The following is a 22895-nucleotide window of genomic DNA, read 5'->3' on the forward strand; positions in this document are numbered from 1 at the left end:
TGGGTCGTGCGTTTTACAGGTAAATCGTGCCTTGCATGTACAGCACCGCCTTGCCGGAAATAATCACGCGCTCACCCTCAAGCTCGCAGCGCAACTGGCCCTTGCGCGCACCGCCCTGCTCGGCAGTCAATTGCGATTTGCCCAGGCGTGCCGCCCAGAATGGCGCCAGTGACGTGTGCGCGGAACCCGTGACGGGGTCTTCATTGACGCCCACATTCGGCCCGAACCAGCGCGAGATGAAATCAAACCCCGTGCTTTTGGCGGTCACGGCAATGCCGCGTTTGGGCAAGCCCTTGAGGCTTGCAAAATCCGGCGTCAGTGCAGCGACTTGAGCCTCGTCGCTCACCAGCACAATGTAGTCATCGGTGCTGAATACCTCGGCGTGCTCAATCCCCAACGCGCTCAGCAGTCCGGCGGGCGGCTCACAGCGTTCGGGTTGCCGGGCCGGGAAGTCCATTGCCAGTTCTTCGCCCTGGCGCGTCACCCGTAGCTCGCCGCTGCGAGTGGCGAAGCGCAGCACCTGCGGCGCATCCGCCAGCATATGGAACAATACCCAGGCTGCCGCCAGCGTGGCATGGCCGCACAGGTCGACTTCAACTGAAGGGGTAAACCAGCGCAACTCATAGTGCTCGCCACGGGGCACGAAATACGCGGTTTCCGAGAGGTTGTTCTCAGCGGCAATGTTCTGCAGTTGCTCGTCGGGCAGCCATTCGGTGAGCGGGCAGACGGCTGCGGGGTTGCCGCCGAACGGATGCTGGCTGAAGGCGTCGACTTGGTAGATGTCCAGTTTCACCGTGGGGCGCTCCATGTGGGGGAGGCAGGACACTAACAGTGGGGTTGGAGGGCGTCAAAATACAGTTGGGAAGTTTTTGTGCGCTTCAGGCACTTTTCTCAAGGCATAAAAAAACGGCCTACCTTTCGGTAAGCCGTTTTTAGTACTTGGTGGCTACGCAGGGACTTGAACCCCGGACCCCAGCATTATGAATGCTATGCTCTAACCAACTGAGCTACGTAGCCAAGTGGCGCGCATTATTCGCGCAGAACGAGAATGCGTCAAGCAATTTTGTTGAGATTTTTTCTACGCTTTCAATTGTTTAACCGGAGCTGGCGCCGCTGAAGACGGGCGATCAGGTGTGCGCGGCGATCGAGCAGGGCGGCTGACGCGCTTTGATTGGCCGGTAGTTTCGAGTTGGGCATCTTTGAAGACGAGGCGAGAGAGGGGATCGTTGCAGAGGCGTTATTAAAGAAATTCGTTTTACATTCGGTTGGGCAGATATCCCTGCCGCCCAACGCTTGCTCCCAGGCGCTTACGGTTGCAGCGGGTTATACGTGACGCGTTTAAGGTGTTCGCGCGCCCGAGACAGGCGTGAACGAACGGTCCCGATGGGGATGTCCAACGCGTTGGCAGTGTCCTGATAGCTGCCGTCGGTCTCCAGTGAGGCGTACAGCGTCTTGCGCATTTCTGCAGGCAGGTGGTCGATGGCGCTCAGGGTTTTCTCCAGTCTGCGGTTGATTTCGAACTCCCAATCCAGGTTTTTGTTTTCCTCCTGTCCATGCCACAGCGACTCATCGAATTCGCAATGCACCGGTTTGGCATAAAGGCGTCGGAAGTGGTTGCGGACCAGGTTCTGCGCAATGCCGCACATCCAGGTGCTGAGGCTCGCCTGACCACTGAATCGTTCCCTGTTGCGCCATGCCTCCAGGTAGGTGAGTTGCAGGATATCGTCGGCATCTTCGGGGTTAAGCACGCGTTTGTGAATAAAACGTCGGAGTTTTTTCTGCTGTTCGTCCGTCAGTTGGAGCATGAATTGAGGCGAGTTACCAACGAGCTGCGCTAAAGCTTCAATAGGGATATTCACGATTTTTTCCTCAGGGTAAACGCTATCGAAAAAATTTCGATGGAAACCCCTTTAGCACTGGCTGTGCCAAACGGAAAAAACCTGCAACCTCATGATTTTGATAGATAAATATATTGAAATGCCGCGTTTTTACGCAGCAACTTGCAAAAAGTACCGATGGCGCGTGCCAGTCTTGTCAAACGCATCGATAGACGCGTTTTGATGGAACTGCATCGGCGGGCGTAACCACACACGAAGCACACTCTTCCTGTATTGGCATGCCCATGAAAGTCGAATCTCCCAACGATGTGTCATCTGCCCGGCATCTGGATCAGTCCGCCACTTCGCTTGTCTCCGCGTCCGCGCTGGCGAAAGTCGATGAGCTTGTCCAGATCTTCAACCATGAGGTTCTTGCCGTTAACCAGGCCCAGCAGGCCATGGCGATACGCATACCTCCCTCCGCGCAGTTGACGCAGCTTTACGATCAGCTGGGTTATCCGGCCCAGGAGTCGTTGGCAGCCATTTCGCGGCGGTTCAGGCAGCAGTTGCAGCACAACGTCAGTGTCGACAAGTGGGTGGAACTTGCCGAGGGGGATCCCGCGCGTGCGTTCGTGGTGCTCAAGCATCTGGAAGTGCATTTGGACAGTGAGGCACGCCCCTCCGAAGCTGCGAGGGCGCGGGAGGCCATTGCCCTGTTGTCGGTGGGTTTCAAGGGGGAAATCCAGGCGGGCCTTACATTTGCCGGTGCGCTGCTGAAGGCAGGTGGCGATCCGCAAGAGCGCCAGGCGCTGCGTACGCTCTATTATGCCAGCATCTCCACGCGCCAATCCCTGGCGACGATAATGCAGGCCTTGCTGGGCGAGTACGGTGGCGACACGTTTTCCGCCAGGCTCGGCAACATGCGCAAGGCTTTGGCTGACGACATCGCGACCCTGGTTTCGGCAATGACCACGCCCCGATTGCGCACCTTGTTACTGGCACTGCAAAGTTGTGGGCAATTAGGCACGGTATTAGCCAGTTGCAATGCGGTGATCGAGCGGCTGGGCCTCGATTGCGACGGCGTAAGTCTTCTGCAGCGCCTGCTGGGATATGCCGGCAGCGGTATCGATGCAGGTGAAATCCTGCGGCTTGGGCATGATCTGGGAGGTCATCCGACGCTTCGGCAAGTGGTGCTTCTCAACGCACTTTATCCGCTGATGCGCGATTTGCCCCTGGCGTTGTGGCCGGACAGTCGAGTGCGGCAGGACGCCCTGGACTGCTTCCTGGCGGTAATGGGCGAACTGGAACGCAGTGAGCGCAAACCCTCGCGCTTTGCCGGTGACCTGGGGGCGCTGGCGTGACGGTACTGTCTACCATCAACCTGGCGTTGCTCAAAGTGGCACAGCGTGCCGAAGTGCTGGGCGCCGTGGTGGTCCTGGGCATCGTATTCATTTTTATCGTGCCGCTGCCGACCTGGCTGGTAGACATCCTGATTGCAATCAACATCTGCATATCATGCCTGTTGATCGTACTGGCGCTGTATTTGCCAGGGCCTTTGGCGTTCTCCTCGTTTCCTTCGATTTTGCTGCTGACCACCATGTTTCGCTTGGCGTTGTCGATTGCCACGACGCGTCTGATTTTGCTGGAGCAGGACGCCGGCCATATCGTCGAGGCGTTCGGCAACTTCGTGGTGGGGGGGAATCTGGCCGTCGGCATGGTGATCTTTCTGATCCTCACCCTGGTCAACTTTCTGGTGATCACCAAGGGCTCGGAGCGGGTCGCCGAGGTCGCCGCGCGGTTCAGTCTGGATGCGATGCCGGGTAAGCAGATGTCCATCGACAGTGACCTGCGTGCCGGTCTGATCGACGGTATGCAGGCACGCGATAAACGCGAGCAGTTGTCCCGCGAGAGCCAGTTGTTCGGTGCCATGGACGGAGCCATGAAGTTCGTCAAGGGGGATGCCATCGCCGGTTTGATCATCGTTGTGGTCAACCTGCTGGGCGGCTTCACCACGGGTATGTTTCAACACGACCTGAGCGCGGCCGAATCGATACAGCTGTATTCGGTACTGACCATCGGCGACGGCCTGATTGCGCAGATTCCAGCCCTGCTGATCTCCTTGACGGCCGGCATGATCATCACCCGTGTGGCGCCGGACGGACGCAACGGTGCGAGCAATATGGGCGCTGAAATCGCCCGGCAAATGACCAGTGAACCCAAGAGCTGGATGATTGCATCGGTCGGCATGCTCGCGTTTGCAGTGGTGCCCGGCATGCCTACCCTGGTGTTTATCCTGATCTCGGCGGCCACCGGCTCCCTGGGCTATTTCCTGATGCGTCAGCGTCAACGCGAAGAAAAGCCCAAGGAGGACGTTGCCAATGTGGTGCGCCCCGAAGAGAACGGTAATGAGGACTTGCGTGGGTTCGATCCATCGCGGCCTTATCTGTTGCAGTTTCCTCCGTCCTTACGGGGGACGCCTGAGGTTACGGACCTTATTCACGGGATCCGCCAGGCACGAAATTCGCTGGTCGCCAATATTGGCCTGACCTTGCCGCCGTTCGAAGTCGAGCTCGACGACTCGCTGGCCGCCGATGAAATGCGTTTTTGTGTGCATGAGGTACCGATGGTCAAGGCCTCGGTGGTCACGCTCGTTGCCGTTGAACGTAAGGCGCTGGCGGTCGAGCCGGAGCACGCGATACCAGGACTGGCCGAGCGTGATGAGCAGGATTGGCTCTGGTTGCCACCTGATGATCCGCTGCTTGCCGACCCCGCGCTTGAACGCTTTACCGCGACAAGCCTGATCCTTGATCGCATGAGGCAGGCAATGATGCTCAGCGGACCGCAGTTCCTGGGTATTCAGGAGAGCAAGGCGATCCTCAGCTGGCTTGAGCACAACCAGTCGGAGCTGGTGCAGGAGTTGCAACGTATCATGCCGCTATCGCGGTTTTCGGCGGTTTTGCAGCGCCTGGCCAGTGAGGGCGTGCCGCTGCGTGCGGTGCGGCTGATTGTCGAGTCGCTGATCGAGCACGGCCAGCATGAGCGCGAACCCGACGCGCTCGCCGACTATGCGCGCATTGCCCTCAAGGCGCAGATCTTCCAGCAGTACAGCGAGGACGATGGTCTGCATGCCTGGTTGTTGTCTCCCCATACCGAGAACATCCTGCGCGAGGCGTTGCGCCAGACCCAGACCGGGGTGTTCTTTGCGCTTGATAACGAAAGCAGCGCCGCGTTGGTCAACCTCCTCAACCAGGCATTCACCGTGCGCGCCAGGAGCAAGAGCGTGATGTTGGTGGCGCAGGACCTGCGCAGCCCTCTACGCGCCTTGTTGCTGGAGGAGTTCAACCACGTACCTGTGCTGTCGTTTGCCGAGTTGGCAAGCACGTCCAAGGTAAAGGTCCTGGGGCGTTTTGATCTGGGGCAGGACGAATTGATGCGCGGTGCGGCGGCATGATTTTTCACCCGGGTTCAACGCACGGGAGGGCTCGATGATGTTTGAGCTGCGAGTGCTTAATGGTCAGCGCCAGGGGGCTGCGTTACCGCTATTTGGCGAGCAGTGGAGCATCGGTGCTCACCCTGATGCCGACCTGATGCTCAACGACCCCGGTATCGCCGAGCAGCATGCGCGGCTGCGGTTGGCTGACTCGCAATGGTCGGTGCAGGCTGAAGCCGGACTGCTGCACGACGCCCAGGGGCAAGTGCTGGCACAGATTGCGAGCCTGGCGTTGAACGTCCCTTTTTCGGTAGGGGCCATTCGACTCTACGTCAGCCTGGCCGATCAACCCTGGCCTGAAACACCCGCCCCGGCCCCTGCGCCCGCGCCGCGAGCAAGCGAGGCATCACCGACGCTGCAGTTGTCCTCCATCTCCAACAGGCAGCAAAAACGCCTGATCAGCGCGGTGCTGTTGGTGGCGGTCATCGGTGTGGTGGTGAGCATGGTGTCCTCCGGAGAACGTGATGCGCAGGCTTCCCTGATGCCTCCCGTGGCGGTTAAACAACAACTGGCCTCGCCGTTTGAAGTCCGTCAGCAATTATTGAAAATGCTCAGCGAGCGCGAGCTGAGCCAAAGGGTCAGCCTGGAGGTGATCAATGGCCAGATCGCGCTCAATGGCGTTGTATCCCCGGACGATATGGAACTGGTCGCGCGCATGCTCAGCCGTTTTGGCGAGCTGTTCGACAGTGCGGTCCCGGTGATCAGCCGTGTACGCGCCCGTGATGGGGCGCTGCCGTTCAAGATCGTGCAGATCGTCGGCGGGCCGAACGGCCACGTCGTTCTTGAGGAAGGCAGCCGGCTGTTCGTGGGGGACGAGGTGGATGGTTTGCGCCTGGTGTTGATCGACAACACCAAGGTGGTTTTCGATGGCGCGCAGCGCTATGAGGTGCGCTGGTGAGTACGGAACTGCAGGCGCGTCTGGCGGCCTGGGAGCAGCGCCAGACGCGGTCGCTGGCCAACTTCACGCCGGTGACGATGCGCGGTCGAGTGCAGCGCGTGAATGGCATGCTGTTGCAATGTCGTTTGCCTGACGCGCGTATCGGTGACCTGTGCCAGGTAGAAAAGTCCGTCGACGACTACATGCTGGCTGAGATCATCGGTTTTGATCAGCAGGACGCCGTACTCAGCGCCCTTGGCAATCTTGAAGGGATACGTGTGGGCGCCAGCGTACAGCGCCTGGGGGTGTCGCACCGGGTGCTGGTCAGTGATGAGTTGCTGGGCCAGGTGCTGGATGGTTTCGGCCGGCCGATCAGTGGCGTTGGCCCCAGTGCGTTTGTCGAGGCCGACAGTCCCGATGCAAGCATGGTGTTGTGTGAGGCGCCGCTGCCGACCGAACGTCCCAGGATCCATCGCGCATTGGCGACCGGAGTGCGCTCAATCGATGGCTTGCTGACGCTTGGCGAGGGCCAGCGTGTGGGGCTGTTTGCCGGCGCTGGCTGCGGCAAGACCACCTTGCTGGCGGAGATTGCCCGTAACGTCGAGTGCGATGTGATTGTGTTTGGCCTGATCGGCGAGCGCGGACGCGAACTGCGCGAGTTTCTCGATCACGAACTGGATGACCAATTGCGCGCCAAGGCCGTGCTGGTGTGCGCGACGTCCGATCGTTCAAGCATGGAGCGCGCCCGCGCGGCCTTCACGGCGACGGCCCTGGCAGAGGGCTATCGCCGCAAGGGCAAGCGCGTGCTGCTGCTGATCGACTCCCTGACGCGGTTTGCGCGCGCCCAGCGCGAAATCGGTCTGGCAGCCGGTGAACCGCTGGGACGAGGCGGCCTGCCGCCCTCGGTTTACAGCCTGCTGCCGCGATTAGTGGAGCGCGCCGGCTTGACCCAGGACGGCGTTATCACGGCGATCTACACCGTGCTCATCGAACAGGACTCCATGAGCGACCCCGTGGCTGACGAAGTTCGCTCGCTGCTCGATGGCCACATTGTGCTGTCCCGCAAGCTGGCCGAGCGAGGTCACTACCCGGCGGTTGACGTACTGGCCAGTCTGTCGCGAATTTTGAGCAACGTCGCCACGCCCGAGCATATTCGGGCCGGTACGGCACTGCGTCGTCTGTTATCGGCGTACCAGCAGATCGAGCTGATGCTGAAGTTGGGTGAGTACCAGCCTGGCAGTGACGCCCTGACCGACATGGCGGTGGACAGCCGTTCGCGCGTGGATGGTTTTCTGCGCCAGGACTTGCGCGAGCCCGCGCTGATGGACTCGACCCTGGATCAACTGACGGAGCTTACCGCCCATGTTCCTTTCTGAATTGGAAACCTTGCGGCGTCTGCGCAAGCATCGGGCGGACCGGGCCGAGCGCGTATTGGGCAAGGCCAAAAGGCATCAGCGAGCCCTGCAATTGCAAGTTGAGCAGGCACAGCAAGTCCTCGAGCAAACCCGCCTGCAGGAAGCCCAGGCGGGTGCACAGCTTCTGAGCCAGCATCAAGGACAGGTGATCTCGTTTCAGGCGCTCAAGTCGTGGAATAACCAGGAACGCTCATTGTCCGCCACGACGCAGCGCGAAGAAGCCCAATTGCAAGGATTGCACGGGCAGCAGGAGCAGCAAGTGACCGAGGTCGACCTTGCGCAGAAGCAGGTCACCCAATGTTTGCGTGAGGTTGAAAAAATTCTGGAATTGTCCCGTTTACTGGCGCAGGAAGAGACATGAAAGAAATACCTGCAAGCAAGCCCGAGCGGCCGCGTGCGCGCGAGTACGGACGAGAAGACGAATCGGCTATCGAAGGTGTGTTGCCCCTGAACTACGCAAGTCTGTTCACCCACCTGTTTACCTACGAGCAAGGCGAAGGCGGTTATGTTTCCGGCCTGCCAGGCTCAATCGTGTCGACGAATAAATTGATGCTCGAAGCCTTGGCTGGGCAGTTGGCGTCGCGAATACAGGCAACTGCGCAATGGCCCTTGCTGGCAGTGCTTTACCTGCCGCATCGAGGGCGGATCAACGCCCGTGTGCAGAGATCGCCGGGTAGCTGGGACATCGAGTTGCAAGCCGAAGAGGCGCACACGACGCAGTGGCTCGGTACGGTGCAGAAAAGCCTTCAGAGCAGGCTGGTCGAGGCGTTGGGGCAGCCTGTCGACGTTCAGCTCGCGCGCGTGAGCCCGGCATGATCATGTCGGCGTTGACATTGCCAAGGGTCGAGGCGGGAAGGGCGGCAGCGCTGCATCGGCTGGGGCGCGGCTTGCGCCTGTCGTTCCAGGTGGGTGATCAGCGTGGTGCTTTTTTGCTTGAGCCCGGCCTCACGCCCGTAGGGGTGAACCCGTTGTGTTTCGAGAGCGCTCTGGGCGTGCTGGCGTTTTCTGACCCGGAAGCGATGTTCAGCTTGATGGGGGAATGCCCGGTCACCCTGGCGCAGGTTGGCAACGATCCCAAATCCTGGTTCTGGGAATTGTTCCAGCTTCACCTCGCCCCGCAGGTGTCGTCGTTGTTTGGCTATCTGCGCTTGCTGCCCGCACCCAGAAAGCTAGACTTTGGTTGTCGCTTTACCGTGACGCTGGGGCTCTCCAGGGTTGCAGGTCACCTGTGGCTGGCCCCCGAAAGTTTGCTGGCTGCCTATGCGGCCGGCCCCTGGGAGCAGATGGCCGCTGCGCTGCCCGTGTCTTTTCCATTGGCAATCAGCGTGAAGCTGGGCGGCTTGAGCCTGCCCGTCGCACAAGTGCGCGATCTGCGAGCGGGTGATGTGTTGATGCTCGAACAGGCCTTTTTCGATGTGCAGGGCCTTGGCCACTTGCCTGTTGGGAGTCGTTTGTTGCAAGGGCGTATTGAAGATGAATCCGGGCGGTTATGCCTGAACCTTATTGCGATCAAGGAAGCGTCCGTGGACGAAGAGTTTGTCATACAAGAATACCCGGGGCCTGAGCTTGACCACCCGGTGGAGGATGCCTTCGGCCGGGAGCCCTTTGACGAGTTGAGCATGGCGTTGACCGTGCGCTGTGGTGTCCTCACGCTGACCCTGGGCGAATTGCGCAACCTGGCTCCCGGTACCGTGGTGGGCATTACCGGGTACGCCCCCGGCGTCGCCGGCCTGTATTACGGTGACCGTCCCATTGGGCAAGGGCAGTTGGTGGAAGTGGAAGGTCGACTCGGCTTGCAATTGACGCGCGTGGTGTTCTCCCGATGATGTTCCAGGGCGTTGATCCCGTTGTACTCGCGCTGTTCTTCGGTGCAATGTCGGTGCTGCCGATGCTGTTGGTCGTCTGTACGGCGTTTCTCAAGATTGTCATTGTGCTGATGATTACGCGTAACGCCATCGGCGTGCAGCAGGTGCCTCCGAGCATGGCGATCAATGGTATAGCGTTGGCTGCCACGCTCTTTGTCATGGCCCCGGTGGGCTATCAGATCGCCGAGAACCTCAAGACATCCCCGCTGGACATGAGCAATGTACAGACGCTTCAGGCAACGGGCCTTGTGGCAATAGAGCCGTTGCGCACTTTCATGAAGCGCAATACCGACCCGGATGTGCTCACCCATCTGCAGGAGAACAGCGCGCGCATGTGGCCGCCGGAAATGGTGCAAAGCACCCAGCGCGAAGACCTGGTGCTGTTGATTCCGGCGTTTGTGGTGTCGCAGTTGCAGGCCGGGTTCGAGATCGGCTTCCTGATCTATATCCCGTTTATCGTCATCGATTTGATCGTGTCCAACCTGCTGCTGGCGCTGGGCATGCAAATGGTTTCGCCCATGACCATTTCCCTGCCACTCAAGCTGCTGCTGTTCGTCATGGTTTCCGGCTGGTCGCGGTTGCTCGACAGCCTTTTCCTTTCTTACCTCTGAGTACCCTATGGAACCGATCGTGCTGTTCAAGCAGGGCATGCTGCTGGTCGTGGTGTTGACGGCACCGCCACTGATCGTGGCAGTGGTGGTCGGCGTATTGACGTCGCTGGTTCAGGCGCTGATGCAGATCCAGGATCAGACCCTGCCCTTTGGCATCAAGCTGGTTGCGGTGGGTATCACACTGATATTGACGGGACGCTGGATCGGCGTGGAGTTGATTCAACTGATCAACCTGATGTTCGACATGATCGCTCGCTCGGCATTGAACTGAGGGCATGTCCGTGGTGCTTTATCTCGATTTACTAACGAGCCTGTTGATTGGCATGGCGCGTATCTATCCCTGTGCCATTCTGGTGCCGGCGTTCTGTTTCCAGCACATACGCGGCTTGCCCCGTCACGCCGTCGTGATGGTCATGGCCTTCATTCCGGCGCCGGGTATCCATGCCGTACTCGCGGGCCAGGACTACTCGGCGCTGATGATCATCGGGCTGATAGGCAAAGAGGCGGCCCTGGGTATTTTGCTGGGTGTCCTGTTGGCGATGCCCTTCTGGATGTTCGAGTCGGTCGGTGCCCTGCTGGACAACCAGCGCGGCGCCCTGGCCGGTGGTCAGCTCAACCCTTCGCTGGGGCCGGACGCAACGCCAGTCGGGCATTTGTTCAAGCAACTGGTGATTTACCTGCTGATCGCTGTGCTGGGTCTGAGTGTCCTCATGCAAGTGATTTGGGACAGCTATCGGATCTGGCCGGCCACGGCCTGGATACCGCTGCCGGCAGTCAACGGATTCGGCGTGTTCCTGGGGATACTCGGCGATACCTTTACCCACATGATGCTCTACGCCGCGCCTTTTATTGCGGTGCTGTTGTTTATGGAGTTCGGCATTGCGCTGCTCGGGGTTTACAGTCAGCAACTACAGGTGAGCACGCTGGCGCCACCGGTAAAGTGCCTCGCAGGCATTGGCATTTTGTTGCTGTACTTTGCGTTGCTGCAGGACTTGATGGTCGGGCGCCTTAACCTGTTGAGCGATCTCAAGCATTCACTCGGGCTGATGTTCCAGGTCTCGACGCCATGAGCGACTCAGGTGAAAAGAAACACCCCGCGTCAGCCAAAAAACTGCGCGATCAGCGCAAGAAAGGCCAGGTTTCCCAGAGTCAGGACATCGGCAAGCTGATGGCGTTGGCTGCCATCAGCGAGATTGCGTTGTTCACTGCCGAAGCCAGTTTGCAACGCTTCCAGCAACTGATCAGTTTGCCCATGTCGAGCATGGCCCAGCCTTTCACGCGGGCGCTGGAGGAAGTGCTGTTCGAGGGGCTGACGGTGTTTTTCTCGTTCGCCCTGCTGATGGTCGCGACGGCCATTCTCATGAAGCTGATCAGCAGCTGGATGCAGTTCGGATTGTTGTTCGCGCCGGAGACGTTGAAGCTCGACTTCAACCGCGTCAACCCGCTCAAGCAGCTCAAGCAGATGTTCTCTGCTCAATCGGTCATGAATCTGTTGATGAGCATCGCCAAGGCGCTGCTGCTGGGCTTGGTTGTGTATCTGGTGATCAGACCTTCATTGGGTGCGCTGATCAACCTGGCCAACAGTGACCTGCAAACCTACATCCTGGCGTTGATCGTGCTGTTCCGCTACTTGCTGCACGCCTGCCTGGCGCTGCTGCTGGTGCTGGCACTCATTGACCTGGTTCTGCAAAAGCACTTTTTCGCCAAACGCATGCGCATGACCCAGGTCGAGGTCGTCAAAGAGTACAAGGACATGGAAGGCGATCCGCATGTAAAGGGCAAGCGCCGCGCGTTGGCACAGCAGTTGGCCCAGGAGGAACCGAAGGTCAAGCTGCCCAAGCTCGAGGAGTCCGACATGCTTGTGGTCAACCCGACGCACTTTGCTGTGGCCCTGTATTACCGCCCTGGCAAAACGCCGCTGCCGGTGCTGGTCAACAAGGGGACGGACGACGAGGCCCGCGAGTTGATCCGCCAGGCGAAGGCGGCCGAGGTGCCGGTGATCCAGTGTGTCTGGCTGGCCCGTACACTCTATACACACAAACTGGGCGCTGGTATTCCCCGCGAGACCTTGCAGGCGGTGGCCTTGATCTACCGCACCTTGCGCGAGCTTGACGATGACGCCAAGCGCGAAACCCTGGAGTTGCCGGCGCTGGAGTTGCGCTGATCAGCGCCTTGCGCGCCGTCAGGCGACGCTCTTATCCATCTGCAGATCAGACGCCCGGTAACACCGGGCGTTGATCACTGAGCTTATCGTTCCAGCGAGATCGTCTGGTAGTCCGCGCGTTCGCCGGACGGGCCGGGCTCGACGCGCATCTGCGGTGGCCACCAGATCACCAGCGTGTCTTTGGTCGATTGCGGACGCGAGCAGGAGTCGCCTTTACACGTGGGGCTGCAGCCGGTGATGAGCAGCACTGCGCTGATCAGAGTGACGCACAACAAGCGGTGTTTCATGGCGTGGCCTTTTTAGCTGGAGTGAGCAAGGAGGGGCGCGGCACGCTCAGGTGTTCATCTTTAACCACCGGGCGCATGGCAATGAATACCTCGGCTTCTTCACCTGGTTTGAGCCAGGCTCGCGGCCACACGGTCACGGCCAGGGTTTGCGAGGTGCTGCATTCCTTTTCGTCGATACGCACATTGCGCTTGAGCTGATTGCGCAGCACGACCACGGCCACATTGAACTGCGGGCCGGCGTACCACTGGCTGCGTTCGGTATTCATGGCCAGTAAGTCGCGGGTGCTGCACAAGGTGTCCAGGCCCAGGGGCATTGGGGCCGGCTTGAAGGCCAGGGGCACTCGCCCGGTCACCAAATTCGCCAGCGTGCTGGTGATGTCACTGCGGTTGATGACGGGCGCGTGTTCGGCATAACGCCTGGCCAGCGGCTTGAGGGCTGCCTGCAGTTCGGCCTGGTCGTCCTGCGGCAGGTAACGTGAGGGATCGGCCTGATCACCGATCACGCGCGGGGTCAGGATGAACAGGCGTTCGCGACGATTGTTCTTGCGTTCGCTGGAGGAGAACAACACCTTGCCCAGTAGCGGTATATCCCCCAGCAAAGGGATCTTGTTGCGCCTGTCGGTGCTTTCGGTGACATGGAATCCACCGACCACCAGCGAGCGTTTTTCCGCCATCACCGCCTGCGTGCTGACATTGCCCCGGCGCACATCGGGGCCCAGGCGATTGGGGTCCGACTCGTCGAAGTTGCCGTCCTCGATGTCCACCAGCAGGTGAACCTGATGAGTGCCGCGGGTGGTAATCACCCTCGGCACCACTTGCAGGCTGGTGCCCACAGTAATGGGCAGTATAGTCGCGACCTCGGTGCCTGCTGTCAGGTACTGGGTGCGATTGAAGTCAATCACCGAAGGCTGGTTTTCCAGGGTGAGGACCGAGGGGTTGGAGACCATGGTTGCCAGGCCGCGTTGCTCCAACGCCCGTATTTTGGCAAAGAAACGGTCACGGTTTTCGATCGACAGCTGCGATGAACTTCCCGGTGCCAGCCTCATGTCGCTGCTGAAACGACTGTTGCCCCAGTTGACCCCGAATTCGCGCAATTGACTGCGTTCTATGTCCAGGATGATGGCGTCGATTTCCACCATTTTTCGCGCGACGTCGAGCTGGGAAATCAGCTCGCGGTACATCGCTTGCCGCTCCGGCAGGTCATAGATCAGCACGGCGTTGTTACGCACATCGGCTTCGACGCGGATTCGGCCGGACGACACGGGGGCTCGCGGGGTAAGCGTTGCGCCGGTCTCCAACGGCCCGCCGTTCGCTGTCTGGCCGAGCATCTGCCCCAGCATCGGATTGTTCAACCTTGGATAACTCGGCGTGATGGGCGACGGCTTGGATGAAGAGGACCGTGGACTCATCGTCGACAGTGTGGAAGGTGACCGAGGCTCCAACAACCCGCGCAGCATGCTGGCGACGCCAGGAATGGATATTTTCTCGCCGCGATAATCTATCTGGCGATCTCCTGCGTTGGCGAATTTCAGCGGATAGCTGAGCACGCTCTGTTTTTCGTCGGCTGATTTACGCTGGCTACTGAATTGCTTGATCTGGTCAATGTAACGCTTGGGACCGGAGACCAGCACCACGCCGTCATCGGGCAGTTCGCCCCAACCGAAACGGCTGTCGAGCAGGCCGATATCGGTCAGGGCTCGCTTGAGGTCGGCGACGGTTTCGGCGGAGACTTCAAGGCGTGCGGACTCTTGCAGGTCCAGCGTGCTGATATAAAGCGTGTTGTTGTAGAGGTACCACTGGAAGCGGTGTTCCACCCCCAGTCTGTCGAGTAATGACTGCGGGGTATTGGCGCGTATCTTGCCATTTACGATGCCGTCCAGTAGGCCATCGATCTGCAACTGTGTGCCAAATGTCTGAGCGAAATCTTCCAGCACATCCCGCAGGGGCTTATGTTCGGCCTCGTAGGCGTAAGCGGTGTTTTTCCAGTCGGAGGGAATAGCGGCGACGGCGCTGTGAAGCGGTGCCAATAAAAAGGGCAGCGCGAGCAGGAGGCGCCATTGAGTGCGCTTAGCCTGGTGTGCGGGCGAATTTAAACGCAAGCGGGTGTGCTTGTGGGTCTTGCTATGCATGACAGGGTCTCTGTTTCAGTGCGCGAGCGCACTTGATGAAGTGAGCGTTGATTCGCACCCGGCCTTCGTCAGGCGCGCCGTTACGCTGCGCCAGGTCTCGTCTGGGTTGCATTGCGATTAAAGGGGGTTCAACCGCTGCAGCTGACTGCAATCGCGTAGCAGGGATTGCAGCAAGCAGAGGTGACCGGCGCCCGGCGAAAAGCCCGACGCGCCGTGCGGGGGACCCGGGCTGAACTGCCCTGGAGGCTCCCGTGACGTTGCTGCCAGTCACTAGGCGACGTTGATGGCGTTTTTCAGGGTTTCGTGTTTGTAATTGACATAGACCGAGGTCACGGCGTAGCTATTGGCAACGACGATCTTCTCCTGCATAAGCTGGTCGAAGACTCTTGAGAGTTCCTCGTCGTCACCTCCAGCGGAAATATCCTCGTCGATCTGTCCAAAAGCCTTATCGGAGCGGCTCCGCTGGCGGTAGAGGCTATCAAGTATGCGGGCGTCATTATTCATTGCTTTAACTCCGGTGGGGGTCTACTCCTGTGTGGCAACTGATAGGTGTCCAGTTCCTTCGGCGGATTAATTTGTTAACAAAAAAGCAGAACAGAGTGATCATTTGATTTGGCCCTGGGGCGGGATCGGCACCAGGCTGTCCACCGCATCCGTCCAGTTGATGTGATACCCGCCATCGTCTGTTTCAACAATCAGCGACTGGGCGGCAAGCCCGGCTTCAACCCGAAGCGTCCAGGGCACATCACAGTGTTGGATGAGCCAGTGCTCGACGGATTCGCGGTCCTGCGGATTGCACAGCAAGTTGGCCTCGACCGGCGGCAATCCGGCTGCCAGTAATTTATCGAGCAGTGCACTGATGCGTTGGGCAGGTGGGGCCTCATCGAGCAAGCTTCTAATGGCCGTATTGATGACTGAGGTGGCAACGCGCTCAAGATTCTCGGCCATTGCCAGGCGTTCTGACTCCCAACGATGAAGTTGGGCATTGGCGCGTTGCCAGAACTCACTGCTGGCGTTGTCCAGCAGCTGTTGGCACTTGGCATGGGCCTGATTTATGAGCGCCTGTGCCTGAGCTTCGGCCTGTTCAAGCATCTGACGGGCGTGGGTATGTTCGACTAGCATTTCCCTGGATATCAGCGCTGTCGGCAGGTCGTCGGGGCGGGTGTGCAGCTCAATCTTGCGGGCGCAAAACATGCTTGGCGTTCTCCGGGGGGGCGTGTAGCGCATCAACGGTGGGGGTCGAGGTCGCACGCCAAATGGCGGCTTGCCATAAAATACCCAGCCGGCCTTGAGTGTCCTCAAGCTTTGGGTATTGCTCCAGCTCAAGCACCCTCTGACAGGCAAAGCTCAGGCGCAGCCGCTGCCACACCGGCGGTGAAACCCACGCCCGCAGGTAGTGCAGCGGGTCGTCGATGGTTGCCGGTGTCGGGTCAGGCGGCAGTGCCTTGGCCAGGCGCTGGCACCAAAGCAGCTGTTCCTGATTGAGCCGACTGTGGTGAGGTGCGTTGTAGACCTCATTGACGAGTAGGAGTATGAGATCTCGTGATTGCGCGTCGATTTGCGCCAGTTGCAGCAGGGCCGGACTCATGGGTGGAGGAAGCTCGGGTTGGATATCGAACATCCTGCTCACCCGACCATGGTGGCTGCGTGAAAGCGCTGCTGTGTCCACAAAACCGGTTTGCGTGAGCCAGTCGATGTGGGCTTGCTGCCACGGGAAGGCCCACCACCTGACCCAATTGAGATCGTCACTCATGAGTGCGTGTTATCGCAGGGTCGTACCTTGTCTTTCGTCGCCACAGCAACCAGGCGACACCGCCCGACACGAGGACGACCAGCGGCATGAACAGGCTTATACGCCAGAATGCGAGATCGTGCTCGGGTAGCAGGAAAGGGCCGAGGTAGGCGAGTTGTTGTGTTTCCTTGTAAGCCGTGGCCGGTACGAAAACGACGGTAAGCTTTACCGTATTGTCTATCGCTGAGGCCATGCCGGGGAGGCTGCTGGCCACCATCCTGCGCACGCGCGCATTGATGTTGTCAGGGTCCAGCCGAGGGTCGTGCTTGATGAATACTGAGGCGGATGCCGGTTGTACGGGCTCGCCTGGCGCTATGCGTTCAGGCAACACCACATGCACCCGTGCGACGACTACACCGTCGATATTCGACAAGGTCGCCTCCAGCTCCTGAGACAGCGCATAGATGTAGCGTGCGCGTTCTTCCAGTGGGGTAGAGATGACGCCTTCCTTGCGAAAGATCTGCCCCAAGGTCGAGCGTGCCACCTTGGGAAGTCCCACAGCGTCCAGTGTCCGAACCGCGCGATTGATGTCACTTGCTTTGACACGAACGGCGACGCCGTCTTTTCCCTGAATCTTTTGAGCCCGGATTTGTTTATCCGCCAGTTCAGCAATGATTTCATTGGCCTCCTGTTCGGAAATATTGCGATGAAGTTCGACGCTTTCACCGCAGCCCGTCAGCATCAGCGCCAATGAAAGAAATAACAGGGTGCTTAGACGGCGGAACATACCTCTACCCCATGCTTGAAATTTTGTCGCAGGCTTTTGCGATGGCGCCAACGACCTTGATCTGGGACATCACGTTTACCTGCGACTCGGCAAGAAGTTGGGGAAACTTGCTCGCGTCCGTTGTCTGCTTGTTCTGGCTTGCGTCACGAAACCCTTTGGACAGTTGTCTCGCTATCGTCGTCGACCCCGTAGCGGCCCACGTGGAGTCGGAAGAGGCGACGGCGTGCACGGTTCGTTTATCGATTTTGTCGGTCTGGTGTATTTCAGAGAGAAAAAAATTAATGTCAGACGCACGATCGTTCAGAGCAGGCGTGTCCGAGCGAGTGGTGATTTTTTCGCTTGTTGTAAACGCTGAGGGGGTGATGAACATTCGTTTCTCTCTTGTGGGTGTCGAGTGCGGCAAGCACAATTGGGAGGAAAGTCCCCTCAACGGTTGAGTTGAGAGGACCGCACCGCTTAAAAACGAATAGATTTGATATTGGTTATCGCGGCAGAGAATTTTTCATTCTCGGCGCCTTCTTTCGCCTTCTTCACTGCTTCCCATTTCTTTTGCTCTTCGATGCCTTTTGCTGCGACATCTTGTGGGCTTGTACCCAGGCCACCTACAGACATAGTTCACCTCTTGAATAGTAATAAAGTCTGATAGTTTTTTTCACTATCTCATTTTTTTTGAGCGATTTTTTAAGTGCTCATTTCATTCGTGGTGGGAAAGAAGTGAAGCGTTCCAATTTGTCTCGGAGGTGATGCGTCTAAAATTATTTCGGCGTAATGGATTACGATTGGAAAACTAAAAATTACCGCGAGGAGGGAAATTCCTTACGCTGATTTAGATAGCGAGTTGCTTCATCCGGTGGTAGAGCGTGCGCTTGGCAATGCCCATCTCAATGGCCACGCGATCCACGCAGCGGTCGTTGCGCAGCAATGACTCTTCGATCAGTGCTTTTTCGATTTCCTGCAGACGCGCTTTCAGGCTCATTTCATGGCCTTGCGGCTTGCTCAGGGGCAGCGAGAGCGGTGGCAGGCCCAGTACGAATCGCTTGGCCGTCGAGCGTAGTTCACGGATATTGCCCAACCAGCCTTGGCACAACAGCTGTTGCAACAGCTCGGCGGTAGGTGTCGGAGCAGCGCATTCGAAAAGCTCGGCTTCTTGCTGGACCATCTGCAGGAATAACGGGACGATCCTTTCTCGCTTGTCCCGCAGGGCCGGAAGCTGAATATTGACGACATTCAGGCGAAAGAACAGGTCACGCCTGAAAGTGCCCTGTTCGACCATCTCGTGCAGCGAACTCTGGGCCGAGGCGATGACTCGCATGTCCACGGGGATGAAGCGCGTCGAGCCCAGGCGTTCCACACCGCGCGACTCCAGCACACGCAGCAGTTTGGCCTGCAGGCTCAAAGGCATGCTGTCGATCTCATCGAGGTAAAGAGTGCCCAGATGGGCGGCCTCTACAAAGCCGGCCCGGGACTGCATCGCCCCGGTAAAGGCACCGCTGTTGACTCCAAACAGTTGGCTTTCTGCGAGACTTTCGGGAATGGCCGCACAGTTCACGGCAACGAAGTTACCTCGTCGCCCCGACAAGTAATGCACTCGTTGCGCCAGCGTGTCTTTGCCTGTGCCGGTTTCTCCGAGTAACAGGATATCTATATTGAGTGGCGCAGTACGATGAAGCGTGCTTTCAATGTCTGAGCCTTCCAGGAATGAAAAATCGTTTTCAATTTCCCCAGGAAAGGAGTCCGGCATCGAAAGAGTGCTCCATTATTTATATGCAATTAAGAAAGCAGTCATCAACTGCTGGTCTGTGGCGTGCAAATTATAGATTCCGCGCGTGAGTCTTAAAGTAGGAACTTGCGCGAGTGATGTAGGATAAATTAGATAGGGGGATGTTTTATTTTTACCCGATGCTTACACATTAAACGTTTACCTGAAGAGCCGCCCACAAAAAAGCCGATGCAGTGCATCGGCTTTTTTATTTGCGGTCAACGCCGCAGGCAATCTTTAGACGTTGAAACGGAAGTGCATCACGTCGCCATCTTTGACGATGTATTCCTTGCCTTCCAGGCGCCATTTACCGGCCTCCTTGGTACCCGCCTCGCCCTTGTACTGAATGAAGTCGTTGTAGGCGATCACTTCGGCGCGGATAAAGCCTTTTTCGAAGTCGGTGTGGATCACGCCGGCAGCCTGTGGCGCGGTAGCGCCAACCTTGACGGTCCACGCGCGGACTTCTTCAACGCCAGCGGTGAAGTAGGTCTGCAGGTTGAGCATTTCGTAGCCGGCACGGATTACACGGTTCAGGCCAGGCTCTTCCAGGCCCAGGGCCTCGAGGAACATGTCTTTTTCTTCGCCGTCATCGAGTTCGGCGATTTCTGCTTCGATCTTGTTGCACACCGGAACGACAATGGCGCCTTCTTCGTCGGCAATGGCCTTGACCACGTCGAGCAGCGGGTTGTTCTCAAAGCCGTCTTCGGCGACGTTGGCGATGTACATCACCGGCTTGGTGGTCAGCAGGTGGAAACCCTTGATCACCGCCTTCTCGTCGACGCCCATTTTTTTCATCAGGCTGCGTGCCGGCTTGCCTTCGGTGAAGTGTGCGATCAACTGTTCCAGCAGGCCTTTCTGGACCACGGCGTCCTTGTCCCCACCCTTGGCATTGCGCGCGACTTTCTGCAGTTGCTTCTCGCAGCTGTCGAGGTCGGCAAAGATCAGCTCCAGGTCGATGATCTCGATGTCGCGTTTCGGGTCGACGCTGTTGGAGACGTGAATCACGTTCTCGTCTTCAAAGCAGCGGACCACGTGGGCGATGGCATCGGTTTCACGGATGTTGGCCAAAAACTTGTTGCCCAGACCTTCACCTTTCGACGCGCCGGCCACCAGGCCTGCGATGTCGACGAACTCCATGGTGGTCGGCAGGACGCGCTTGGGGTTGACGATAGCCGCCAGGGCGTCCAGGCGCGGGTCCGGCATCGGTACGATACCGCTGTTGGGTTCGATGGTGCAGAAGGGGAAGTTCTCCGCCGCAATACCGGACTTGGTCAAAGCGTTGAACAAGGTGGATTTGCCGACGTTGGGCAGGCCGACGATGCCGCAATTGAATCCCATGGTGTTTCCCCTCGGTAAGAGTCAGGCCTTCTGGCTGTGCAGGTTTTTCATCGCGCGGTTCCATTCACCGGCGAAGATATCCGGCAGCACGCCGAGGGCAAAGTCGATGCTGGCATCGAGTTTTTCCTGTTCGGCGCGTGGCGCACGACCCAGGACGAAATTTGAAACCATACTGGCAACGCCCGGGTGGCCAATGCCAAGCCGCAGGCGGTAGAAATTATTCTGATTACCCAACTGCGCGATGATGTCGCGCAGACCATTGTGCCCGCCATGCCCGCCGCCCAGCTTGAGCTTGGCGACGCCGGGTGGCAGGTCCAGTTCGTCATGGGCCACCAGGATCTCTTCGGGTTTGATCCGGAAGAATCCCGCAAGCGTCGCGACAGCCTGGCCGCTGCGGTTCATGTAGGTGGTGGGAATCAGCAGACGAACATCCTGACCCTGGTGCGAGAAGCGCCCGGTCAGGCCAAAATATTTGCGGTCGGCCGCAAGGTTTACGCCTTGGGCGTGGGCAATACGCTCAACAAAAAGGGCCCCCGCGTTATGCCGGGTCTGTTCGTATTCGGCGCCTGGATTTCCCAGGCCAACGATCAGTTTGATGGCAGTCACGACAGGGGCCCTTCCTTTGGAGTTGTGGATAACATCGCCGCGCAAGGTGTGCGGCGAAAGGGGACGACAGGAGCTCACTTATCCAGAGATAAACTTCGCGTTATCGCCCGCTTTCTCGCTACGTTCCGGTCCGCGATGTTTCCTCAAGCTCCGACGTTACAGAGTGCATCACTCTGCAGCGGTTTCGCCTTCAGCAGCATCATCTTCTTCTACAACACGTGGCGCGTGGACGTTGGCAACAGCCTTGTCGTCGTTGTGAGCCAGTGCAACGAACTCAACGCCTTTAGGGGCCTTGAGGTCGGACAAGTGAATGATGGTGCCGATTTCAGCAGCCGACAGGTCGACTTCGATGAACTCAGGCAGGTCTTTCGGCAGGCAGGTCACTTCCAGTTCGGTAGTGGTGTGCGATACAACGCCGCCTTTCTTGACCGGAGCTTCTTCACCGATGAAGTGCACAGGCACGATAGCGGTCAGTTTCTGGCCGGCTACAACGCGGATGAAGTCAGCGTGCAGGACGTGACCCTTGGACGGGTGGCGCTGCAGAGCCTTGATGATAACGTTCTGCTTCTTGCCGCCAACGTTCAGTTCGATAACGTGGCTGTAGGCAGCATCGTTTTCGAGCAGTTTGGCAACTTCTTTGGCCAGCATGCTGATGGACTCAGGGGCTTTGTCGCCACCGTAGACTACAGCTGGAACCAGGCTTGCGAGACGACGCAGGCGGCGGCTCGCACCTTTCCCCAGGTCGGAACGCAGTTCAGCATTCAAAGTAAAATCGTTCATGTTGTATCTCCAAATTAACCACATTCGCCCCAGCGTTTGCGACCAGCGCTAAAGGCGATATGGGCAAAAAAGCCCCGCCCCAACAGAATGCTGGGGCGGGGCGCTTTTCGTCAGGTTGATGTCGCCAAGGCCTGAGCCTTAACGGAACATCGCGCTGATCGATTCTTCGTTGCTGATACGGCGAACCGCTTCGGCAACGACCGGTGCGATATCCAGTTGACGGATACGCGCACAGGCTTGAGCAGCGGCGGACAACGGGATGGTGTTGGTCACCACCAGTTCGTCCAGCACGGAATTCTCGATGTTCTCGATCGCTCGGCCCGACAGCACAGGGTGTGTGCAATAGGCGAAGACTTTGGCCGCACCGTGCTCTTTCAAGGCTTTTGCCGCATGGCACAGCGTGCCGGCGGTGTCGACCATGTCATCAACCAGAATACAGGTACGCCCTTCGACATCACCGATGATATGCATCACTTCAGAGTGATTGGCTTTCTCGCGGCGTTTGTCGATGATCCCGAGATCAACGCCCAGGGATTTGGCAACAGCCCGTGCACGCACGACGCCGCCAATGTCCGGGGACACGATCATCAGGTTTTCAAAGCGCTGGTCTTCGATGTCATCCACCAGAACGGGGGAGCCGTAGATGTTATCTACCGGAATATCGAAGAATCCCTGGATCTGGTCAGCGTGCAGGTCAACTGTAAGCACACGGTCGATGCCTACCACGGTCAGCATGTCAGCAACGACTTTCGCGCTGATGGCCACACGTGCGGAGCGCGGACGGCGATCCTGACGGGCATAACCAAAGTAAGGGATTACAGCTGTGATTCGAGTTGCTGAGGAGCGGCGGAAGGCATCAGCCATCACGACGAGTTCCATCAGGTTATCGTTGGTCGGAGCGCAGGTCGGCTGAATAATGAAGACGTCTTTACCGCGAACGTTTTCATTGATCTCGGCTGTAATTTCGCCGTCGGAGAATTTACCGACAGAGATGTCACCGAGAGGGATATGCAGCTGACGTACGACACGTCGAGCCAGATCGGGGTTGGCGTTCCCCGTAAAGACCATCATCTTGGACACGCGCAGTACCTAGAGGCTGAGGGTAACCTGGATGAGTATAGGAAAATGGCAGGGGCGGCTGGATTCGAACCAACGCATGGCAGGATCAAAACCTGCTGCCTTACCGCTTGGCGACGCCCCTGTATCTGTTGCAACGAGTACCCAGTACTCGATTCCTT

Annotated in this window: 26 protein-coding genes and 2 tRNA genes; 11 read left to right on the forward strand and 17 right to left on the reverse strand. The window is 58.4% G+C overall.

Annotated elements, in window-relative coordinates:
• Nucleotides 1–13: 13 nt before the first annotated feature.
• The 3 genes from JOE32_RS20680 to JOE32_RS20690 form a co-directional block, all read right to left on the reverse strand.
• The gene (locus JOE32_RS20680; protein ID WP_209988274.1) at nucleotides 14–793 is read right to left on the reverse strand and encodes a PhzF family phenazine biosynthesis protein; all 780 of its coding nucleotides are present in this window, start codon (nucleotides 791–793) and stop codon (nucleotides 14–16) included.
• A 147-nt stretch (nucleotides 794–940) separates the two neighbouring features.
• A tRNA-Met gene (locus tag JOE32_RS20685) sits at nucleotides 941–1017 on the reverse strand.
• 290 nt (nucleotides 1018–1307) lie between these two features.
• Nucleotides 1308–1859 (reverse strand): RNA polymerase sigma factor, encoded by a 552-nt coding sequence (locus JOE32_RS20690; RefSeq protein ID WP_209988276.1) that lies wholly within the window; start codon nucleotides 1857–1859, stop codon nucleotides 1308–1310.
• A gap of 263 nt (nucleotides 1860–2122) precedes the next feature.
• Between JOE32_RS20690 and JOE32_RS20695 the strand changes: the two genes are divergently transcribed.
• From JOE32_RS20695 to sctU, 11 genes are read left to right on the forward strand one after another with little or no spacing between them, the layout of a single operon-like run.
• Nucleotides 2123–3178 (forward strand): TyeA family type III secretion system gatekeeper subunit, encoded by a 1056-nt coding sequence (locus tag JOE32_RS20695; protein WP_209988279.1) that lies wholly within the window; start codon nucleotides 2123–2125, stop codon nucleotides 3176–3178.
• The gene (gene sctV, locus JOE32_RS20700; protein WP_209988282.1) at nucleotides 3175–5268 is read left to right on the forward strand and encodes a type III secretion system export apparatus subunit SctV; all 2094 of its coding nucleotides are present in this window, start codon (nucleotides 3175–3177) and stop codon (nucleotides 5266–5268) included. The genes JOE32_RS20695 and sctV overlap by 4 nt, the downstream gene beginning before the upstream one ends.
• 37 nt (nucleotides 5269–5305) lie before the next feature.
• A complete protein-coding gene (locus tag JOE32_RS20705; protein WP_209990646.1) occupies nucleotides 5306–6205 on the forward strand; it encodes an FHA domain-containing protein in 900 nt (299 codons plus the stop codon).
• Complete coding sequence (locus tag JOE32_RS20710) at nucleotides 6202–7560, forward strand: FliI/YscN family ATPase (protein WP_209988285.1); 1359 nt, start codon at nucleotides 6202–6204, stop codon at nucleotides 7558–7560. Before JOE32_RS20705 ends, JOE32_RS20710 begins: the two co-directional genes overlap by 4 nt.
• Nucleotides 7547–7960, forward strand: coding sequence for a YscO family type III secretion system apparatus protein (locus JOE32_RS20715; protein WP_209988288.1), 414 nt, complete (start codon nucleotides 7547–7549; stop codon nucleotides 7958–7960). Before JOE32_RS20710 ends, JOE32_RS20715 begins: the two co-directional genes overlap by 14 nt.
• Entirely contained in the window at nucleotides 7957–8415 is a 459-nt protein-coding gene (locus tag JOE32_RS20720) for a type III secretion system HrpP C-terminal domain-containing protein (RefSeq protein WP_209988290.1), read from the forward strand. Before JOE32_RS20715 ends, JOE32_RS20720 begins: the two co-directional genes overlap by 4 nt.
• Nucleotides 8412–9425: a FliM/FliN family flagellar motor switch protein gene (locus JOE32_RS20725; RefSeq protein WP_209988292.1), complete on the forward strand. Its 1014-nt coding sequence runs from the start codon at nucleotides 8412–8414 to the stop codon at nucleotides 9423–9425. Before JOE32_RS20720 ends, JOE32_RS20725 begins: the two co-directional genes overlap by 4 nt.
• Nucleotides 9422–10075: a type III secretion system export apparatus subunit SctR gene (gene sctR / locus JOE32_RS20730; protein WP_209988295.1), complete on the forward strand. Its 654-nt coding sequence runs from the start codon at nucleotides 9422–9424 to the stop codon at nucleotides 10073–10075. Before JOE32_RS20725 ends, sctR begins: the two co-directional genes overlap by 4 nt.
• A 7-nt stretch (nucleotides 10076–10082) precedes the next feature.
• Nucleotides 10083–10346 (forward strand): type III secretion system export apparatus subunit SctS, encoded by a 264-nt coding sequence (sctS, locus tag JOE32_RS20735; protein WP_015371072.1) that lies wholly within the window; start codon nucleotides 10083–10085, stop codon nucleotides 10344–10346.
• A gap of 10 nt (nucleotides 10347–10356) precedes the next feature.
• Nucleotides 10357–11145, forward strand: coding sequence for a type III secretion system export apparatus subunit SctT (sctT, locus tag JOE32_RS20740; RefSeq protein WP_209990649.1), 789 nt, complete (start codon nucleotides 10357–10359; stop codon nucleotides 11143–11145).
• On the forward strand, nucleotides 11142–12239 hold the full coding sequence (gene sctU, locus JOE32_RS20745) for a type III secretion system export apparatus subunit SctU (RefSeq protein ID WP_209988298.1): 1098 nt from the start codon (nucleotides 11142–11144) through the stop codon (nucleotides 12237–12239). Before sctT ends, sctU begins: the two co-directional genes overlap by 4 nt.
• Nucleotides 12240–12322: 83 nt before the next feature.
• Here sctU and hrpT read toward each other — a convergent pair whose 3' ends face one another.
• The 14 genes from hrpT to JOE32_RS20815 form a co-directional block, all read right to left on the reverse strand.
• Complete coding sequence (gene hrpT, locus JOE32_RS20750) at nucleotides 12323–12526, reverse strand: HrpT family type III secretion system protein (RefSeq protein ID WP_209988301.1); 204 nt, start codon at nucleotides 12524–12526, stop codon at nucleotides 12323–12325.
• Nucleotides 12523–14655, reverse strand: a complete 2133-nt coding sequence (gene sctC / locus JOE32_RS20755) for a type III secretion system outer membrane ring subunit SctC (protein WP_209988304.1) — start codon at nucleotides 14653–14655, stop codon at nucleotides 12523–12525. The genes hrpT and sctC overlap by 4 nt, the downstream gene beginning before the upstream one ends.
• 270 nt (nucleotides 14656–14925) lie before the next feature.
• A complete protein-coding gene (locus tag JOE32_RS20760) occupies nucleotides 14926–15159 on the reverse strand; it encodes a hypothetical protein (protein ID WP_209988308.1) in 234 nt (77 codons plus the stop codon).
• Between the two features lie 99 nt (nucleotides 15160–15258).
• A complete protein-coding gene (gene sctL, locus JOE32_RS20765; RefSeq protein WP_209988311.1) occupies nucleotides 15259–15849 on the reverse strand; it encodes a type III secretion system stator protein SctL in 591 nt (196 codons plus the stop codon).
• Complete coding sequence (locus tag JOE32_RS25065) at nucleotides 15827–16408, reverse strand: type III secretion protein (protein ID WP_245229084.1); 582 nt, start codon at nucleotides 16406–16408, stop codon at nucleotides 15827–15829. The genes sctL and JOE32_RS25065 overlap by 23 nt, the downstream gene beginning before the upstream one ends.
• The gene (gene sctJ, locus JOE32_RS20775; protein ID WP_209988314.1) at nucleotides 16401–17174 is read right to left on the reverse strand and encodes a type III secretion inner membrane ring lipoprotein SctJ; all 774 of its coding nucleotides are present in this window, start codon (nucleotides 17172–17174) and stop codon (nucleotides 16401–16403) included. The genes JOE32_RS25065 and sctJ overlap by 8 nt, the downstream gene beginning before the upstream one ends.
• Before the next feature lie 4 nt (nucleotides 17175–17178).
• Nucleotides 17179–17544, reverse strand: a complete 366-nt coding sequence (locus JOE32_RS20780) for a hypothetical protein (protein WP_209988317.1) — start codon at nucleotides 17542–17544, stop codon at nucleotides 17179–17181.
• 86 nt (nucleotides 17545–17630) lie between these two features.
• The gene (locus JOE32_RS20785) at nucleotides 17631–17786 is read right to left on the reverse strand and encodes a hypothetical protein (protein WP_209988320.1); all 156 of its coding nucleotides are present in this window, start codon (nucleotides 17784–17786) and stop codon (nucleotides 17631–17633) included.
• A 214-nt stretch (nucleotides 17787–18000) separates the two neighbouring features.
• Nucleotides 18001–18915 (reverse strand): sigma 54-interacting transcriptional regulator, encoded by a 915-nt coding sequence (locus tag JOE32_RS20790; protein ID WP_209988321.1) that lies wholly within the window; start codon nucleotides 18913–18915, stop codon nucleotides 18001–18003.
• 255 nt (nucleotides 18916–19170) lie between these two features.
• A complete protein-coding gene (gene ychF, locus JOE32_RS20795; RefSeq protein ID WP_057007010.1) occupies nucleotides 19171–20271 on the reverse strand; it encodes a redox-regulated ATPase YchF in 1101 nt (366 codons plus the stop codon).
• Between the two features lie 21 nt (nucleotides 20272–20292).
• Nucleotides 20293–20877 carry an aminoacyl-tRNA hydrolase gene (gene pth, locus JOE32_RS20800; protein ID WP_209988326.1) on the reverse strand — a complete coding sequence of 195 codons (585 nt, stop codon included), beginning with the start codon at nucleotides 20875–20877 and terminating at the stop codon, nucleotides 20293–20295.
• 168 nt (nucleotides 20878–21045) lie between these two features.
• On the reverse strand, nucleotides 21046–21657 hold the full coding sequence (locus JOE32_RS20805; RefSeq protein ID WP_004372493.1) for a 50S ribosomal protein L25/general stress protein Ctc: 612 nt from the start codon (nucleotides 21655–21657) through the stop codon (nucleotides 21046–21048).
• A gap of 138 nt (nucleotides 21658–21795) precedes the next feature.
• The gene (locus tag JOE32_RS20810) at nucleotides 21796–22737 is read right to left on the reverse strand and encodes a ribose-phosphate pyrophosphokinase (RefSeq protein ID WP_003171603.1); all 942 of its coding nucleotides are present in this window, start codon (nucleotides 22735–22737) and stop codon (nucleotides 21796–21798) included.
• A gap of 46 nt (nucleotides 22738–22783) precedes the next feature.
• Nucleotides 22784–22858: transfer RNA gene (locus JOE32_RS20815), tRNA-Gln, on the reverse strand.
• Nucleotides 22859–22895 lie beyond the last annotated feature (37 nt).

It is taken from the genome of Pseudomonas sp. PvP025 (assembly GCF_017832155.1).
Taxonomy (GTDB): Bacteria; Pseudomonadota; Gammaproteobacteria; order Pseudomonadales; family Pseudomonadaceae; genus Aquipseudomonas.